Here is a 17,797-nt window from a genome sequence, read left to right on the forward strand (position 1 = left end):
ACATTACGTTAAAGGAGAAAAAAATGAGTATATTTGATAGTCATGATTACTGCACATGTGTAAACAGTAAAAATATTCATACCGAATTTAGTGATCAAGGGAGCTTAAGTATTTGCGATCATTGTCATAAGTTAGTAAAAGGTTCATTTAAATCATTTGAATCTTATACAAAAGAAAAACAAAAAACGAATGCTTTAACCGTAAAATAATTTGATGACCTCTTTTTATGTTCAAAGTGAAATGCTTTGCCATACATCATACCGAAGAAATTTAAAATAGAGTTCGCTCTTTTTTTTAATTTCTTCGGCTTATTTTTTTGACTAAAATCGAAACAATACAAACACACGCTTCGTATAAATGACTTATGATTGACCAAACAGCTGACTTTTTTCTTGCTCTTCCAAATATTTAAAATTTTGTCCTTTCGCCTGCTGATTATTTGTAAAATATTTTCCAGATGGAACAGTTTCTAATTCTACCAATTTTTGTTGGATCTGCTGGATGACTTCTTGTGCATGTTCTGGTTTTTCAACAAAATCAAAACGATCTCCATCGATTTGAATTTTTGGACAAACATCAAAATTTTCATACCAGCGGTCGTAACGTTCATTTAATGATTGGTAATACGCATAAAGCGTTTCATCACTTTCTAGCTGTTCATACTCGCGCCCTCTTTTTTTAATACGCTCTAACATCGTTTCTAAAGACACCTTAATATGCACCATCAGATCAGGTCGCTTTTTAGGTGCTACATCATCAAGTTCTTTTAGCATTGTATCCAATAAAATATCGTATTGTTGGACTTCAATAGGTGTTACTCGACCTAAATCAGCATTCAAATGAAAGAGCAAACTATCCTCATAGATGGATCGATCTAACACATTGTCGTCACTTGCTAAGGCATTTTTCATGGCTAAAAATCGTTTGTTTAAAAAGAAAATTTGTAATAAAAAAGCATACTGCTCGGGGTTCGAATAAAAAAGTGGTAAAACTTCATTGTCTTCTACACTTTCATAAAATGGTTTTGAATTGATTTCTTCGGCAAGCATATCTGTTAAACTGCTTTTTCCTGCACCGATTGTTCCTGAAATTAATATCACTGACATGCAATCCTTCCTTTTTCTACTTCTATAAAAATTCGCCTACATATGGTGTCACAGATAATGTGTCAAAGTCATATTTGCGAACTTCTTCTACTGTTTTTAAATAAGTGTGTAAACTTTGCGTAATCATTAGATTCGTTGGCACTGTCTCTTCTTGAAAGACAATCAACGGTTTTTTCATCATCGTCGCAGCCCCTAGTTCATAAGCCGTTCCCGGATCAATGATTTGATGCTCATAATCTAAAATAGCAACAACTAAGTCCGCTGCTGTTAATTCTTTCATGTCTTTTTCATACACTTCTTGCGCCCATTCTGCACTAAACATTTCATAATGGCTTTCTTGATGATGCCTTGGTGAGTAGATTTTTGTGACTGTTTTATTTTCTTCCAATGCTTTTTCAATTTGATAGATACGATCGATTTGTTCTTCTGAAAAAAATGGGCCTGCTAGATAAACGTACTTCACTTAGTTACCTCCTCTAATAATAGGTGTGTTTTCTTTTTTTACTCTTAATCATTTCACTTGTTCTAATGGCTTATTTGAAAAATGACAGTCTCAAAAAAAACACTTCTTAACTAAAAATCTATTTTTATTCTACTCTTGTTTTTTTTAAATAAAAGACTAGATTTTGTGTTTTTTTAGTGGTATAAGGATATTAAATACTATATATAGTACATAAGGTATTTATTTTTTTGACTTTTTACGACTAAATAATATATAAATAACTTAATAAAAAAACAAAAAAATGGTTTTTAAAAGCAAGAAGACTTGCTTTTGTTCCACCTCAAAATAACATTAGATATTTTATATCCAGTGTAAAAAATTAGAAAGGAAGGAAAACTTTTAATCATAAAATTGTTATGTTTCACTCACTCGTAATGTTTCGCTACAAATTTTATGTGTTAACTATTATTCTCTTACATACATTGGTTGAAAAATCACTATTTTTATTGACACACTATTTTTAAGGAGGAATAAAAGAGACAAAAATAAGCACCTTGATCATTCAAAACCTTATGATCAAAGTGCTTATTCCTATTCTCAGCCATCAGCTAAATAAATTAGCCATGCTTAAATGAGCCTGTATATAGCTGATAATATTCTCCTTGTTGGGCGATTAATTCTTCATGTGTGCCTCGTTCAATGATTCTTCCTTTGTCTAGTACCATAATGGCATCAGAATTTTGGACAGTTGACAAACGGTGAGCGATGACAAAAACGGTGCGTCCCTTCATCAGTGAATCCATTCCTGCTTGTACAATGGTTTCGGTTCGGGTATCAATACTTGACGTTGCTTCATCTAATATCAATACAGGTGGATCAGCGACAGCTGCACGAGCAATTGATAGTAGCTGACGTTGTCCTTGGGAAAGAGAGCTACCATCATCACTTAGTTGTGTGTCATATCCGTGTGGTAACTGACGAATAAAATGATCAGCGTTGACTAATTTAGCAGCTGCATATATTTCTTCATCCGTCGCATCTAGTTTGCCGTATCGAATGTTTTCTTTGATCGTTCCTGTGAATAAATGAGTATCTTGTAAAACAATCCCCAAAGAACGTCTTAAAGAAGATTTTTTGATACGCTCAATATTAATACCGTCATAAGTGATTTTCCCTGCTTGAATATCATAAAATCGATTGATTAGATTTGTAATCGTCGTCTTCCCGGCACCTGTCGCTCCTACAAACGCAATTTTTTGTCCAGGTTTGGCAAATAACTGAATTTCATGAAGGATGACTTTATTTGACTGATAGCCAAAAGTCACTTGTTCAAAACGGACATCTCCTTTTAGTTCTGTATAAACTATTTTGTTTGAACATTGCTCTTTCCAAGCCCATTTGCCTGTATGGCTCGTTGTCTCAGTTATTGCGCCACTCGAATCTTTTTCAATATTTACAAGTTCGATCGTGCCTTGATCTTCTTCTGGTTTCTCGTCTAACAGGTGAAAGATCCTTTGAGCCCCAGCTAAAGACAAAATAATCGCATTAAATTGTTGCGAAATTTGTGAAACAGGCATGGTGATACTTTTTGTGAATTGTACAAATGAAGCAATACTACCTAAAGTTAATGTTGTGATACCTGTAATTGAAAAGATGGCGCCGATCACAGCAGTCAAAAGATACGTGAAATTCCCGATATTTCCCATAATAGGCATTAAAATATTGGCATAGGTATTGGCTTTCGTTGAGTTTTCTTTTAACTCATTGTTTAATTTAATGAAACCAGCAATGGCTTGAGGTTCATGGTTGAAAACCTTAACTACTTTTTGACCTTCAATCATTTCTTCCACATATCCATTGACAGCACCTAAAGACCCTTGTTGCAAGGAAAAATATTTCCCACTTTTACTACCTAATGTCCGAATGATAAATATCATCAAAGAGACCATGAACAACACAAAGATAGTCATTGGGATATTGATGATCAACATTGCCACCACAATCGCAATAACGGTCACCAAAGCGGATATGGTCTGTGGAATCGATTGACTGATCATTTGGCGAAGGGTATCAATGTCATTCGTGTAGTGGCTCATAATATCGCCTGTAGCATGGGCATCATAATAACGTACTGGCAACTTTTCCATATGAGTAAACATTTCATCTCGAATGTCTTTTAAGATGCCTTGAGAGACTGTAACCATTGTTCGATTGTAAATATAGGTAAATGTCGCACCAATTAAATACAAGATGCCCATAAAGAAAATGGTTCTTAACAATGGTGTAAAATCAGGCGTAGCTTGTCGTGACAACGGTTCAATAAAACGATCAATCAACTGCTTAGTAAAACTGATCCCAATTGCATTTGTAGCGGCACTAATCACAATACTAACGAAAACAATGACTAGACGTAACCGATAATTTAGCGCATAAGAAAAAATGCGCAAGAGTAGTTTCAAAGGACTGCTTTTTAATTGATTAGTCTTCACTGATTCGTCCACCTTTCACTTGTGATTCATACACTTCTTGATAAATTCGATTATTCTGTAATAATTCTTCATGGGTACCGATGCCATGAATTTTCCCTTCATCCATCACAATAATTCGATCTGCATCTTGAATGGATGAGATACGTTGAGCCACAATGATTTTCGTAATATCGGGAATTTCATTGATGAAAGCTTGGCGAATTTTTTGATCGGTTTTCGTATCAACCGCACTAGTTGAATCATCTAAAATTAATACTTTAGGCTGTTTCAGTAATGCTCTAGCAATTGTTAGCCGTTGTTTTTGTCCACCAGAAACATTGGTCCCCCCTTGATCGAGCATCGTATCGTAACCTGCGGGAAACTCTTTAATGAATGCATCTGCTTGCGCTAATTCAGCCGCATGTTGCACTTCTTCAAAAGTGGCCTCTTCCTTCCCCCAACGCAAATTTTCAATAATCGTTCCTGAAAACAACGTATTCTTTTGAAGAACCATTGAAATTTGTTCTCTCAAAGCAACTAAATCATATTCTTTCACATTCTTACCGCCTACTCGGACTTCACCTGAAGTGGCATCATACAAACGAGGAATCAATTGGATTAATGATGTTTTCCCGCTTCCCGTACCACCTAAAATTCCGACGGTTTCGCCTGAATGGATGGTTAAATTGATATGACTTAAATCAGGTTCTTCAGAAGCTTCATTGTAATAAAAAGCAACGTTCTTAAATTCGATTGTTCCATTTTCTAATTGATGCAAAGCATTCGGTGGGCTTGATAAAGAACTTTTTTCTGTCAATACTTCGGAAACTCGTTCAACCGATGCTTCAGAAATGACAATCATCACAAAAATCATTGAAATCATCATTAAACTGTTTAAAATTTGCATCATGTACATAATAAAACTGGTCAACTCACCAGCTGTCATTGTTCCACCAACCACATATTTAGCTCCAAACCAGTAAACAACTAATAGCGTACTGTAGATAGCTATTTGCATTATTGGACTATTTAACGCGATAATCTTTTCCGCCTTCATAAAAATTTTTTTAATTTGGGCAGAAGCATGTTTAAATTTTTCAATTTCTCTTTCTTCACGAACATAAGATTTTACCACACGAACACCATTGATATCTTCTTGCACCGTTTGATTTAAACGATCATATTTGCGAAACACTTGGATAAAATAAGGATGAACTTTATAAACAATGCCAATTAAAATGAATGCTACAACAGGAATAATCACCAAGATATCTAGAGCTAGTTTTGTATTCGTATAAGCAGCCATTGAAAAAGCAAATACAACGGTAAAAGGCGCTCGAATAATTGTCTTTAGAACCATTTGAAAGGCATTTTGAATATTGGTGATATCAGTTGTTAGTCGTGTAATGAGACTAGAATTGGAAAAATAATCAATATTTTGGAAAGAAAATGTTTGTATATTTTTATAAATATCTTCTCGTAAATTTCCTGCAAAGCCTGCAGAAGCCTCCGATGAAAATTTTCCACCTAGTACACCAAAAAACATCGATAGACAAGCTATGAAACACATCAATAAGCCAATTTTGACGATATAACTGATGTCTTTTGTCTCAAATCCTCGATCTAAAATTTTTGCCATCAAAAAAGGTAACATGACCTCCATTGATACTTCCAATGCCATAAATAGCATCGTAAATAAAGAAGGTTTTTTGTATTCTCTTAACGATTTCCCTAATGTTCGATACATCTTTTCTCTCCTTTTTGGTGATATTCATGATATTCACTTTTATTCATTTGTTCATAGATACGTTCGATCGTACGAATGGTTGTTTCAATATCTTCTGTGGGAATATCTTGTAAAACTTCCGTATTTTTTTCATGAAAATCATAGACATCTTGTTGATAAAGCGCCAAGCCTTTTTCTGTCGGTTCAACATTAATGACGCGACGATCTTTTTCATTGGCTTGTTTTTTCATATACCCTAACTCTTCTAATTTGGCGATATTTTTAGTCACGCTCGGCAACGTACTTCCAATTTCTTGGGCAATATCACTGATTTTAACCGTCCCATTGGCTTTTTTTAAATTGTAACAAGTTTTTAAAATATAAATATGGCGACGTTGCAATCCTTTAGGCGGTGCTGGCAAAAAATGGGTTGTCCGTTTTGCTACCATACATGCGCCAAAATATCTTTCTGATAATTTTCGATCCATTGTTCTTCTCCTTCATTAAATACTAAAGATAATTACTTTAGGTAACTATTAGCTATTCTAAACGAGAAATAAAAAATAAGAAAGTTTTTTTTATTAAAAAACGAAAAAAGCCAAACGTCTGAAAGAAATAGCTTTTCTTTCAATCATTCGACTTTCGAATTTGTTTATTTTTTTTATTAAGGATAGAAACAACCAAACATTTTCATCACAAATCACACATGCTCAAATCATTCATGATGTTCCTTGAAAAAAATCAATAGTTCCCATGATACAATCACTCGCCCAAGTAAAACTCTCCCCTGTCAGTTAGCTACTAACTTCAACTTCTTTTACTTGTTATCCTCAGGTGTATTTTTTTGGATAAAAAAATGGATTGGACACGTTGTATCCAATCCATTTACGGCATAGTAAATAAAACACATATGTTTCCTCTATTTTTATCGACAAAAGGCTAGATTTATCCTTTAAGATTCGATACAATAAACGAAGTTAATGGTTTCCATTGACTATGGCAAACTTGACTGGTCACTGTGTATGACTTTTTCAAGTCCTCTGTTTCTAGCTGCCACTAGAAATGGAGGTGCCTTTTTTTATTTGGTTGTTTCTATCTGTCATTTATATTACTGATCGCTTAACCAGTAGTCAAGAAAAATCCAAAAGCTACAAAAAACTGTTCTATTTTTCTCCCAGATTTTTGTCTGTTTTTCATTTTTGTCTTCTTTTCTCCTAAATGATGAACAGAAATACATTTTAATCCATAGCCCCTCATTATTTTTCGATCTAGCTAGAAAAAGATTATCGGATCAAATCGATATCTGGCGCATCCAGTAATTGTAGCACTTGCTTTCTTGTAGTCAAAGGAACGTCCCCCTGGATGGCGTGTGCTAACCGAGCATTGCCTAGTGCAAATTCTACCGTTTTTTCTAACGACCATTTTTCCCCATAACCTAGTAAAATACCTGCCGCAAAAGCATCGCCAGCCCCAATTCGGTCTAAGATAAACAAATCATAAAAAGCCGTTTCCACGGTTTCATTTAACGTAATCAAGTACCCTTTTAATTGTTTTTTTCCGTCCTGAGTGATTCGTTTAGTGCCAGCAAACCACTCGATTCCATAGTGAGCAAGAAAGGATTGAATATAGCGAATAGGTTCATCTAACGCTGAATCGACCGATGACCATTCAAGCAACTCTATTAAATCACGAATCGAACCAAATAAAATGGTGCAATAAGGTAAAATTTCTTGATAACGTTTCTTTAGTTTACTTTTTTTGTCTTTTTCCTGATTTAACGTTGGGCGAAAATTAAAATCAAAACAGACCTTTTTCCCACAGGCGTGTGCTCTTTTTGCTAGAGAAATAGCCGTTTGTGCACATTGATCCGATAAGCTTAAGCTGATGCCACAAATATGCACAAGATCCACCGTATTAATAAATTCCTGTATAGCATAATCTTCCTCTTTTGAAAGACCAAACGAACTATGCTTTCTATTTTGATAAGTGACTTCTGTTGGACGAACACCGTAACCCATTTCCGCAAAATAAGTACCGATATGTTGCTCTTTTTGAATCACATATTTGGTCTGAACCCCTATGCTTTTCAAATTGGCTAAAGCAGCACTTCCTAAGCGATTATCTGGTAAAGCCGTTAGTAAATAACTTTCCATATCAAAATGCGCTAAGTTTCCAACAAGATTGACCCCTGTTCCTGTATAAGCCATTCTTAATGTATGTGTTTGTTCCAACATCAAATGTTCTGGAGGGGTTAATCGTAACATGACTTCACCAAATGCTCCAAATTTCATTCTCTCACCTTTTTCCCTCTGATCCGACAACTTTTTCCATGATTTGCAGTAATGTTCGCACATCTTCTGGCTTTGTATTGCCAGTTTCTGGATCAATAATTGAACTGTAAACATGAGGAATGATTTTTTTTACCTTTGCATCCACTGCGATTTGTAAAATTTCTTCAAAGTTATCTAAATCAATGCCACCTGTTGGTTCTAAAGCAAAATCATAAGTCGCACAAGCTTGAGCTACTAATTCATATTCTTTTTTGTGAGCCAAACCTTTCATTGGGAAATATTTAATGGATGTGCCTCCCATATCTTGGAGCAAGCGAATCGCAGTTTCAATCGTTACTACCCCCGCCGTTCCTTGAGCACTCAATGGACCTGTCGCAATATTTACATAGCCTTCTCTTCCTGTGGGAGAAACTAGACCATTAACAACCGTCTCGTTTTGTCCTAAAACAGCCCGTGAAGCGCCGACACCAGTAAATACCTGATTCACATGTTGTGGCTGTAAAACTTTAGCCAATCGTGTAACCATTTGACTTTGATTTGGGTCTCCTGCACCTAGACCAATTGACAAAGCATTGTTTGTAGCTTCTTGGTATTGTTTCATGTCTTCGATGGCTGCTTCATCTGTTTCATAATTTTTAGAAAGGACACCTAACAGAATATGTCCGTTAGCTGCTTCATAACACTCGATAGCGTTTTCGACAGAATTAGCTAATACATTCAAACAAACCTGATCATTTAAATAATTGGGAACTAATCTCATTTTTCTCTCTCCTTTTTATGCCATGATTTCTTTCAGACGAACAATAATTTTTTTCATTTCTTCATCGTTAACCGCACGAATATCAAATTCAATGATACCATGATTTGCTTGATAGTCTCTTGTATAAATGGCTGGGTTCTTTTCTTTCAGGGCTGTAATCACTTCAATAGCTGGTTGATCCATGATTTTTACACTTGCTCGGTAAATCTCTCTGCCCGCAGGATCTTGTACCATTTTTGCTTCAAGATGGTCAATCTTGTTCAATTCATCAATAAATGGCACTAATCGTTTCTTCATTGATTCGCCAGGTTCACTGCCATTTTTGAGGTAATCTTCGACCGCTTGAGTAAATCCTAAGATATTCTCTTTCCCAATCTTCATGGAACGACCGAGACCTTTTGCCTGTAGACGTGCCCAAGGAATATAAGGCTTTTTCCCGATGACCATGCCAGCACTTGGTCCTTCAATTGCTTTTGCTCCTGAATAAATGACTAAATCTGCTCCGAGTTTGGTGTATTTAAATAAGTTCTCTTCAGCAGCTGCATCAACGATCAGTGGCACACCATGTTTTTTTGCCACAAAAACCGCTTCTTCAACTGTCAACATGCTCTTTTGTACCGTATGATGGCTTTTTATATAAAGAATAGCAGCAGTGTTTTCAGTCACACACATTTCAATGTGTTCAGGTGTACACATATTGGCATAGCCAGCTTCGATGACCTGACCGCCTCCTTGTTGAACCATCAATTCTACCGAAGTTCCATAATCCACATTGTGCCCTTTTGGTAAAATAATTTCTTTTTGCTTGATACGGTCTGAATAAGGGTGATAAACATGCATCAGACTTCCTTTTCCAATGACTGCCGCCACGGATTGAGTAATGCCAGCTGATGCGCTCGAAACGATTTGGACGTCATCTACAGATAAAAGTTTGGCCAAATATTCGCCGATTTTTTCGCTAAGATCACTCATTTCAAAGAAATGCTCGCCACCAAATTGTTGTGCCTCTAGAACGGCTTTTGAAACCTTTGAAACACCTAGAATCGTCATTTTTCCTGAAGCATTGATCACTTCTTTTAATTTGAATTTGTCATAATTGACACTCATAACTCTCTCCTCCAATAATGGCACAAACTGGCTTGATTTGTTGCTGGATGACTTGGTGGTTACCATTTGAGTCAGTGATCACTTTTTCTTGGTCAATAAACTCAAATACAGTAAAATCAGCATCATATCCCTCTTTTACTTTGCCTTTTTTCGTCAAATGAAAGTTTTTAGCAGGTGCTTCTGTCACCTTATTTAAAATTTCAGACCATGTATAACCAATAACATGTAGTTTTTCCATCGTTGTCGCCAAATCATAGACCGGTCCGTTTTTCCGATTTCTGATATAAACATCTGTACTAATCGAGTCCGCTGTGATCCCTTGTGAGTAAGCTACTTTTGCCACCTCAAAATTAAAACTGTCCGTTCCATGACCAACATCAAAAATTATTCCTTTATCGTAGGCATCCTTAACAAATGGCTTGATTTGATGCGTTTGCTGGTCCAAGATCCCATTTTCTTTGCCATTAAAACAATGAGTCAAAATATCGCCTTTTTCTAACAAATACAAAATTTCATCTAAGCGTGGTGGAGCTGAACCAATATGAACCATTAGGGGCAATGGCTGGTTTTCTTTTTGGATTTGCTTCGCCAATTGAAGAGGCGTCAAGCCATTTTCTCCAACAACCGTTTTGCTCATTCGAGCCTTAATTCCTACAATAAACTCAGGAAATGCTTTTAATTTTTCCTGAACCAATTTTGCTTGTATTTTTGATAAGTCAGCTAATTCATCTTGTTCGACAATTCCCCATTTTGAAATATTCAATAAAGCATACACATTGGTTTTTGCTTGTTTTGCTCGTTCATAAAATCGATGAATATTTTCAGCTCCCGTTGTACCAGCATCAATTACTGTTGTCACACCTTTATTCACTCCGATTTGATCAGGGTAATCATAATATAAAGTCATTTCTTCATAACAATGGACATGATCATCGATCCAGCCTGCTGAAAGATATTGGCCAGGTTGCAAGTGGTGTTCTTTTTTTCCTTTTTCCTGAATCGTTGCGGCAATTTTATGGATCTGTCCTTCTTTTACCCCAATATCTATCGTTTCTCCCTCTAAGGTATGCGCATTTCTAATGACTAAATCAAACATCGTAAACGCCTACTTTTCTATAAATTTAAATTTTGACCACGGATGGATGAAAGAAAGTAAGAGATGCTCTTCTGGAACAATGGCGCCCACTTTATTTTTTCTTGCATCACGATGTGGCTCTAAAACGACTTGAAGTTCATTTTTGTATTTGCCAAAGGTATCATTTCCAATAACGACATCGCCAACTTGAAATTCTATTTCATTATCATGGGACTCATTTTTGTCCTCATTGTATTTTTTACGCACTTCCGTGGAACGAATCACTTGTTCGGTAATATCCCCTCGACGAACGTGTTGTTCATTTAATGTAATTTGTCGTTCAATCTCATTGACAGCTGACGTAAATTCAATGGTAAAAACGGTTTGATAACGATCTAGTTCACCTAACATTCGTAACTCTTCCTCAGAAGCATAAGCGTTACCGATAATGACATCATCAATCAAGTTAGTGGCAAATAAATGTTTGGCTGCAACATCCACCGGTAGATGACGGTGCATTTCTAGTGTGGGTAACCCATCATTAATATCCCAAGGCCCCATCGTACCGACTTGTGACGAAACAAAAGCGGCCGTTCGTATCCCATGTTTTTTAAAACGCACACTGCAAGATTCAAAAAAGGCATAAGGTAATCCTGTTCCTTCTTGGGGATAAAAATTATGGCAACCATATAAAAACGGTTCATTGGCTTGATGGGATAAAATATTCTCTAAATAAGCCACGTCATTACTCATATTTAATTCAATCGCTAATTGATAAGGATTGTAAGTCAATAGTGCTTCTTTTCGTCCATCAAAACCAAGGTCTAAACGGATGCCATCTGCCTCAGTGTCATGGAAAAAACTTAAATCATCATAGGAAATATTTAACTGTTCAAAAATATTAGGTGCCACATCTAAAATAGTTTCAAATCCTAAACTTTTAGCAAAATGAATCAATTCTTGAAATTTTTGCTTCACAATTGTTGGTTCTTCCGTAACTTCTAACATGCTCATGAAAATACGATTAAAGCCGTATTTGTGTGCTAATTGTAAATATTCTCGATCTTTTTGTGGATCGCTGTGATCTGGGTAAAGTGAAATGCCCAATGAACGTTTCATTTTTTTCTTCCTCCATTTTATGTTTTATTGTGCTTGTTCTTGAGTAACTCCCTCCATTAATGTTGCTTCTTCGTTTGCTTGTTCTTCAGCTTCACGTGCGAGCTGTTGTTTTTCAAACACTTTGAAAAATGGATAATAGATAGCTAATGTGATGAAGAAGTTGGCAATCACTAACACCCCAGCTGCCACACTCCAATTGGTACTCATCCATGCAGCAATCGGTGCAGGCATCGCAAATGGCAAACGTGCGACCATCATTGGCACGATTCCACTGACGGTTAAAATATAAGATAATGTAGTTGTGACTAATGGCGCAATAATAAATGGAATGCCCAACACTGGATTCATAACGACTGGTGCCCCAAAAATCATCGGTTCATTAATATTGAATAGCCCCGGTAAAATCGATAGTCTACCTAAACTCTTTAAATATTTCGATTTAGAAAACATGAATAAAACGACTAATGCAAGTGTCGTTCCCGCACCACCGATCCAAACAAACCACTGTAAAAATTGTTCTGTAAAAATATTAGGCATGTTATGCGCATTGGTTCCTGCATTGAACGCATCAATATTTTCCGCAATCGAAATATCCCAAAATGGACGAATAACTGGACCCATAATAGCTGGACCATGAATCCCCAATACCCAGAAAAAACAAATCAAGAAGACGGTCAATAAGCCCCCAAACAAACTATTTCCAGCAAGTATTCCTTTTAAAGGCATCAATAGTTCACTTAAAAAGCCATTAAGATCAAATCCAAGCATATGGCGAATCACCCAGAAGAAAATCAAGATCACAGCCCCTGGAATCAATGCAACAAACGAGTTTGTCACTTCTGGTGGCACACCATCAGGCATCTTGATCGTAATTTTCTTTTCAATGAAGAAACGATAAATTTCTACAGAAATAATAGCTGTTACAATTGCTCCAAATAACGAGCCAGATCCTAGGTTTGCAATATTAATATAGCGTCCTGCTGTAATCCCTTCCAAATCTTCTAATACTCTAGTTGGCGGAGCTGCGACAATAAGAAAAGACATCAACGCTAAAATACCCGCTGTTAAAGAATCAACTTTATAGCTTTTTGCTAATGATGAGGCGATCCCAAATGTGGCATATAAAGCTAAAATCCCTACAGTATAACGAAACGGAATATCTAAAATTTCACGATATGGTTCAATCATTGCTGCAACAGATTCAATCGGGATATTTAATAAAATCGTGAAAAATGAGCCGACAATTGTTAACGGCATCGTTGCAATAATCCCTTTTCTAATTGCTGTCATATGTCTTTGTGTACCAATACGATTCGCCACTGGCATAATCTTTTGTTCAATCAACCCTACAAACTTATCCATTTACGCCCTCTACTTTTATAACATTATAATGTTTCGACGGGATAATCATAACATATTTATTTATTTTTGTAAACGCTTTTCAAAAAGGGGAGACGAGTTGAAAATAGATAACCTCGACAATAAGCAACCGCTTCAATATGAGGTAAAATTAGCCATCTACCCTTGTTGAGTCACCCACCTTATGGTGAAAACAGAAATGAATGACAAAAAATAGGAAAATCAATTTTTCTCTTTTGTCCCCTCATTTCTGAATGTTTCACCCTGAAGCTGGAATGGTTAGGTAGCTTTTCGTCAAATGCTTTGGCGGAAATAATTGGCAGAAGATTGTTCAAACCCTCTTATGTTTCATAATCAATATGATAGGTATGCAGATTCGTCTCATAAATTGCTTCTGAATATTCGATCATCTCTCCATGAATGCTCTTAGATTGTCGTGTTCTTTTTATAGCAATGGTTGATGACGTGTTTAACATTTCTTGTTCTTCTTTTGAAAGAAAAATTGCGGAAAAATCATCAGAAAAAGAATCAATCAGATAGCCCTTTTGCATCAATAACCGATACAACGACTCTTGATCAAATTCTTTACGTTTAAAATCTAATAAATCACTGGGTAAATAATGGATAAAATAAATATAAGGCTTCTCATCCAGATAGTATAATCGTTTAAAATAAGTAGCCGTCGTTCCAAAAGCCGAGAATAACGGATTTTCTTTTTTTAAAGTGATTTTTCTTAACTCAATTGTTTCTTTACGTACTTCATGACGTGAATTTTCCAAAATTTGCGTGAAACTCGCTGCTTTTGACAAGCGATTATAGGGACGGTTGCTTAAGACCGTTGTCCCACGTCCGCTTTTCTTTTCCACATATTCATCCGTAGCTAATAATTCGATCGCCTTACGCACGGTTATTTTACTTACTTGAAACATTTCTTCCAACTCATTTTCTGTAGGCAACATCGTGCCAACAGGATATTTTCCTGAAAAAATATCCTCTTTGATTTTGTCTGCCACTTCTAGATAGAGTACTCGTGTTCTTTTCATAATTTCACCTTTCATCTTTCTTAGTAGAATTATAGCATTTGAATCGCTCATGATTAAAGTAATGAGATTCGTTGGAAAGAGCGCCTGCTTAAAAGTTCCTTTTTACGCACACTCATTTCTCTTATCGTCACAGTAATCTCTATTATTTTCTTTGATACGCTTTAAGCGAACAAGAGCCTGCTTAGAGTTTCTTCTTTGAACGTACTCTCTCATTTTAAACATTCAATCATGAGGTATGGCAAACAGAACAAATCTATTTTTCCTTATTGGGACCTTGCTTGTCCTCTTTTTGTCCATAAGTTTGAGACTGGACAAAAAGGAAATCCTTGATATTTTCGAATTTGTTCTCCTGTATTTTTACTAACAGTAGCCACAAATTAATTAGGATTCCCCCCATGCCTTTTCTCGAATCATGCTTATGTTTTTACAATGACTTTGCCAATACTCGATTAAAATCCTTGATTTGGTTAGGAAATATTGTCCTTTTAACAAAAACTTCTCTAAGTAACCATACCAGATGTATAAATTAAATTCAAAGAATAGTTCACCTATACCAATTGTGTTACCAAGAAAGTATGTTACCACAAATAAAACCTATTTCATCTATACGACTGAAAAGGTGAGTGTTCTCGACAAAGTGATTAAACAAATCACTATCAAACCCATTTGTCATTTATTGTTGTTAAGATAAAATACGCAAGAAGGATCTGGTAAGATGATTAACAATGATCAGCATTTTCTTTTAAACATGATTGATTGAACGATACCCCTCTTTTATTTATAAGAAGACGCATTCTATAACAAGTGTTGAAATGCCTTATTTCTAAATGAACCAACTCAACCTACCTATTATTCTTTTATGATCTATCTTTTTTAGTCAAAAAAGCTTTTTCAAAAGGTGTGAGTTCTTCGATTGTCATTTTTGGACAATCCCAATTATTTCCAGATAATTCCGTCAATATCTTAAATAGCACCATGTCTTTAGGAAAAAGCAAGGGATCGAAGATTGTCGTCCCTAAATAAGGAAATATACGGTACAACCGTTTTAGCAATACCTTCTGACACTCCACATATTCTTCTGGATATCTTAATTGTATTGAACGTAGCAATTCGGTATATGGTGGTAATTGTTCCTCTATTTCTCCTAAAATAATTGTTTTTTCAATATCTTCTGGTACATAATCCAAATCAAGAGAGCGGTCACTTAAAAAAAATACTTTTAGTTGCTTGGTTTCCAAACTTATTTTTTCGAATTCTTTTACCATTTTTCGTATGTCTTCTTTAGATAAAAAGTTTTCTATATTTTTTAAAATCAACCAACTTTCTTTACCCGTACGATTCATTTCACCTCTTAGGAGCCGACAATATTCATCCAGCAACTGGTTAGAGTCCATCATATCAAGTGATAAATTCTCTTGGTTTTCTTTATAACTAATGGAAAGATGATTTTTTAATAATTGTTGATAATTTATGGGATGAATATTAGGCACAATACGATCAGAAATATGTCTAAAATCTTTTTGTATTCGTGACTCGATTTGAAAAAATCCATTCGTTATCTCTTCAATTAATCGATTCACACCTATATCGATTTTATATGTTTGCATTTGTTCATAGAGCAAACTACCTTTTATGTAACTGCATTCATTGAGAATACTTTCTCTATTTTCCATGATATAAATGGAAATATCTTTTGCTTTGATCAGTTTACCATCTAAAAATAGATGAATCCCTTCTTCACCATAGACATGTTCTTCTAATTCAGAAAAAGTTTTCCCACTTTTAAAACGTTTAAAACTTCTGAAAATTTTCCACTTTTTTGTTGGAGAACCACCCATAAAAAAATTCCGATCATGAACATCAAATGTTATAGATTTTCCTTTTTCATATTCTAATCTCATTTCCACTTAAATCACCACCAAACGATTGTTACCAACTTTTTCTTCTTGTTGGCTACGTACACCAACTAATAACTTCATTTCTTCAAATTGTTTTTCACTCACATATAATAATCGTATTTCTCCTGATTGTGGGAGTGTTCGCTTTAACATCCCTTCGTACTTTTTACCTGCAGATCGATTGGGAACTGTTCGATAATAAACAGAATACTGTAACATGACAAATCCATTTGCTAAAAGTTCCTTTCTAAATTTCCGATAAGCTTTTTGTTCTTTTTTCGTTTCTGTAGGTAAATCAAACATACAAAAAATTCTCATTTGCTGATACCTCACTTTGTTCCCCCCCTTAAAAAGAAAGAATGATTGAAAAATAACTATTTAAAAAAATCTTTCAAATCAATGGTATGGATTAAATCTACTTTTTCCTTTTCCATTGCTTGCACAAAGCTATTTATGTATTTTTGCATGACTTGGTCAACTGTACTTTTTTGATTTTTATAACGCATAGATTGATTCATAAAATCAATCAAATGAATTCTCGACTCATAACTTAAATATTCTTCTTTTCCTATAACCATACGATGGATCCAAAAATCCATTAGTGGTCGAAAAGGTTCCATTAAGTCATCCACAAGATTAAAAGAATTGTATTCATTACAATGAAAGATTCCAAGTGATGGAATAAGACCTTGTCCGACGACCATTCGAGCAATCGCTGAACGAATAATCGCATAACCAAAATTCATCGCAAGATTTTCTATGCAGGGATCATCACGAGTAAAATCTACCCCATATAATGAATGAAAATAGAGTTTGGCTATATGTCCTTCACGATTCGTTTCATCCCCTAGCATAATTTGCTGATAGAGGTCTTCCATTAGCTCTATTCGTTGGGAATCCGTGTCTTTTTCTTGCGCCAATAAAATCTGATTTCTCGTTTTTTGCCGTACTATTTGCTGCCACATGGCTTTTTTTAATTGTTCTGTCCAAGACGCTTGTTGCCTACCTCGTTTGGCACTTCGATGATAACTACCATAACTTAAATACATTCCTGTAGGTAAATACTTATCATCACAAATCACTAATAAAATATTATATTTACTTAATCTCGTTAACAATTTGGTCGTAATTGTCGTATGGTTCCCTTCTAATATAATCATCGCAATATCAGATAAAGGCACATAGATGGTACTTCCTTGTTTGCTAATCTCTAAATTGTCCAATTTAAGTTTTATGTATTCGCTTTCTTTTATAAATAGCGTCCGCCAAGTCATAGTTTTCCCCCTTAAAAAATAAAAAAACCCATTCACTTGGAATGGGAAATTCGGCATAATGCCTTATTTTTGTAGATTCTTAAAGATTCAGTAACGGTACAAGGCGTCCCTTGTATTGTTAGTTTACCA

16 protein-coding genes are annotated in these 17,797 nt (G+C 35.3%); 1 reads left to right on the forward strand and 15 read right to left on the reverse strand.

Translation table 11 applies throughout. The features are described 5' to 3' along the window. The first annotated feature begins 29 nt into the window (after positions 1 to 29). A complete protein-coding gene (locus EVI01_RS03210; protein ID WP_025480678.1) occupies positions 30 to 209 on the forward strand; it encodes a hypothetical protein in 180 nt (59 codons plus the stop codon). Between the two features lie 153 nt (positions 210 to 362). On the opposite strand, the gene EVI01_RS03215 is transcribed toward EVI01_RS03210, so the two are convergent. From EVI01_RS03215 to cas1, 15 genes are all read right to left on the reverse strand, one after another. Continuing rightward, positions 363 to 1,106: a deoxynucleoside kinase gene (locus EVI01_RS03215; protein WP_010751644.1), complete on the reverse strand. Its 744-nt coding sequence runs from the start codon at positions 1,104 to 1,106 to the stop codon at positions 363 to 365. A 22-nt stretch (positions 1,107 to 1,128) separates the two neighbouring features. Continuing rightward, positions 1,129 to 1,569 carry a nucleoside 2-deoxyribosyltransferase gene (locus EVI01_RS03220; protein ID WP_010751645.1) on the reverse strand — a complete coding sequence of 147 codons (441 nt, stop codon included), beginning with the start codon at positions 1,567 to 1,569 and terminating at the stop codon, positions 1,129 to 1,131. A 596-nt stretch (positions 1,570 to 2,165) separates the two neighbouring features. Beyond that, the gene (locus tag EVI01_RS03225; RefSeq protein ID WP_010751646.1) at positions 2,166 to 4,037 is read right to left on the reverse strand and encodes an ABC transporter ATP-binding protein; all 1,872 of its coding nucleotides are present in this window, start codon (positions 4,035 to 4,037) and stop codon (positions 2,166 to 2,168) included. Next, positions 4,027 to 5,763, reverse strand: coding sequence for an ABC transporter ATP-binding protein (locus tag EVI01_RS03230; RefSeq protein WP_010751647.1), 1,737 nt, complete (start codon positions 5,761 to 5,763; stop codon positions 4,027 to 4,029). Before EVI01_RS03230 ends, EVI01_RS03225 begins: the two co-directional genes overlap by 11 nt. Next, positions 5,748 to 6,230: a MarR family winged helix-turn-helix transcriptional regulator gene (locus EVI01_RS03235; protein ID WP_010751648.1), complete on the reverse strand. Its 483-nt coding sequence runs from the start codon at positions 6,228 to 6,230 to the stop codon at positions 5,748 to 5,750. The genes EVI01_RS03230 and EVI01_RS03235 overlap by 16 nt, the downstream gene beginning before the upstream one ends. A 795-nt stretch (positions 6,231 to 7,025) precedes the next feature. Continuing rightward, positions 7,026 to 8,033: a sugar kinase gene (locus EVI01_RS03240; RefSeq protein ID WP_010751649.1), complete on the reverse strand. Its 1,008-nt coding sequence runs from the start codon at positions 8,031 to 8,033 to the stop codon at positions 7,026 to 7,028. A gap of 4 nt (positions 8,034 to 8,037) precedes the next feature. Continuing rightward, a complete protein-coding gene (gene dagF / locus EVI01_RS03245; RefSeq protein WP_010751650.1) occupies positions 8,038 to 8,793 on the reverse strand; it encodes a 2-dehydro-3-deoxy-phosphogluconate aldolase in 756 nt (251 codons plus the stop codon). A 15-nt stretch (positions 8,794 to 8,808) separates the two neighbouring features. Beyond that, on the reverse strand, positions 8,809 to 9,900 hold the full coding sequence (locus tag EVI01_RS03250; protein WP_010751651.1) for a DgaE family pyridoxal phosphate-dependent ammonia lyase: 1,092 nt from the start codon (positions 9,898 to 9,900) through the stop codon (positions 8,809 to 8,811). Beyond that, complete coding sequence (locus tag EVI01_RS03255) at positions 9,884 to 10,996, reverse strand: amidohydrolase/deacetylase family metallohydrolase (protein WP_010751652.1); 1,113 nt, start codon at positions 10,994 to 10,996, stop codon at positions 9,884 to 9,886. The genes EVI01_RS03250 and EVI01_RS03255 overlap by 17 nt, the downstream gene beginning before the upstream one ends. Positions 10,997 to 11,005: 9 nt before the next feature. Further along, positions 11,006 to 12,094 (reverse strand): DUF871 domain-containing protein, encoded by a 1,089-nt coding sequence (locus EVI01_RS03260; protein WP_010751653.1) that lies wholly within the window; start codon positions 12,092 to 12,094, stop codon positions 11,006 to 11,008. 24 nt (positions 12,095 to 12,118) lie between these two features. After that, positions 12,119 to 13,456 (reverse strand): PTS sugar transporter subunit IIC, encoded by a 1,338-nt coding sequence (locus EVI01_RS03265; protein WP_010751654.1) that lies wholly within the window; start codon positions 13,454 to 13,456, stop codon positions 12,119 to 12,121. A gap of 338 nt (positions 13,457 to 13,794) precedes the next feature. Beyond that, positions 13,795 to 14,496 (reverse strand): GntR family transcriptional regulator, encoded by a 702-nt coding sequence (locus tag EVI01_RS03270; protein WP_010751655.1) that lies wholly within the window; start codon positions 14,494 to 14,496, stop codon positions 13,795 to 13,797. Between the two features lie 857 nt (positions 14,497 to 15,353). Continuing rightward, the gene (locus EVI01_RS03275; protein ID WP_010751656.1) at positions 15,354 to 16,403 is read right to left on the reverse strand and encodes a P-loop NTPase family protein; all 1,050 of its coding nucleotides are present in this window, start codon (positions 16,401 to 16,403) and stop codon (positions 15,354 to 15,356) included. After that, positions 16,404 to 16,712 carry a CRISPR-associated endonuclease Cas2 gene (gene cas2, locus EVI01_RS03280; protein ID WP_010751657.1) on the reverse strand — a complete coding sequence of 103 codons (309 nt, stop codon included), beginning with the start codon at positions 16,710 to 16,712 and terminating at the stop codon, positions 16,404 to 16,406. It abuts the gene before it with no gap. Positions 16,713 to 16,768: 56 nt separating this feature from the next. After that, positions 16,769 to 17,668 carry a type II CRISPR-associated endonuclease Cas1 gene (cas1, locus tag EVI01_RS03285; RefSeq protein ID WP_010751658.1) on the reverse strand — a complete coding sequence of 300 codons (900 nt, stop codon included), beginning with the start codon at positions 17,666 to 17,668 and terminating at the stop codon, positions 16,769 to 16,771. Positions 17,669 to 17,797: the final 129 nt, after the last annotated feature.

This window comes from Enterococcus villorum (assembly GCF_007990225.1).
Classification (GTDB): Bacteria; Bacillota; Bacilli; order Lactobacillales; family Enterococcaceae; genus Enterococcus_B; species Enterococcus_B villorum.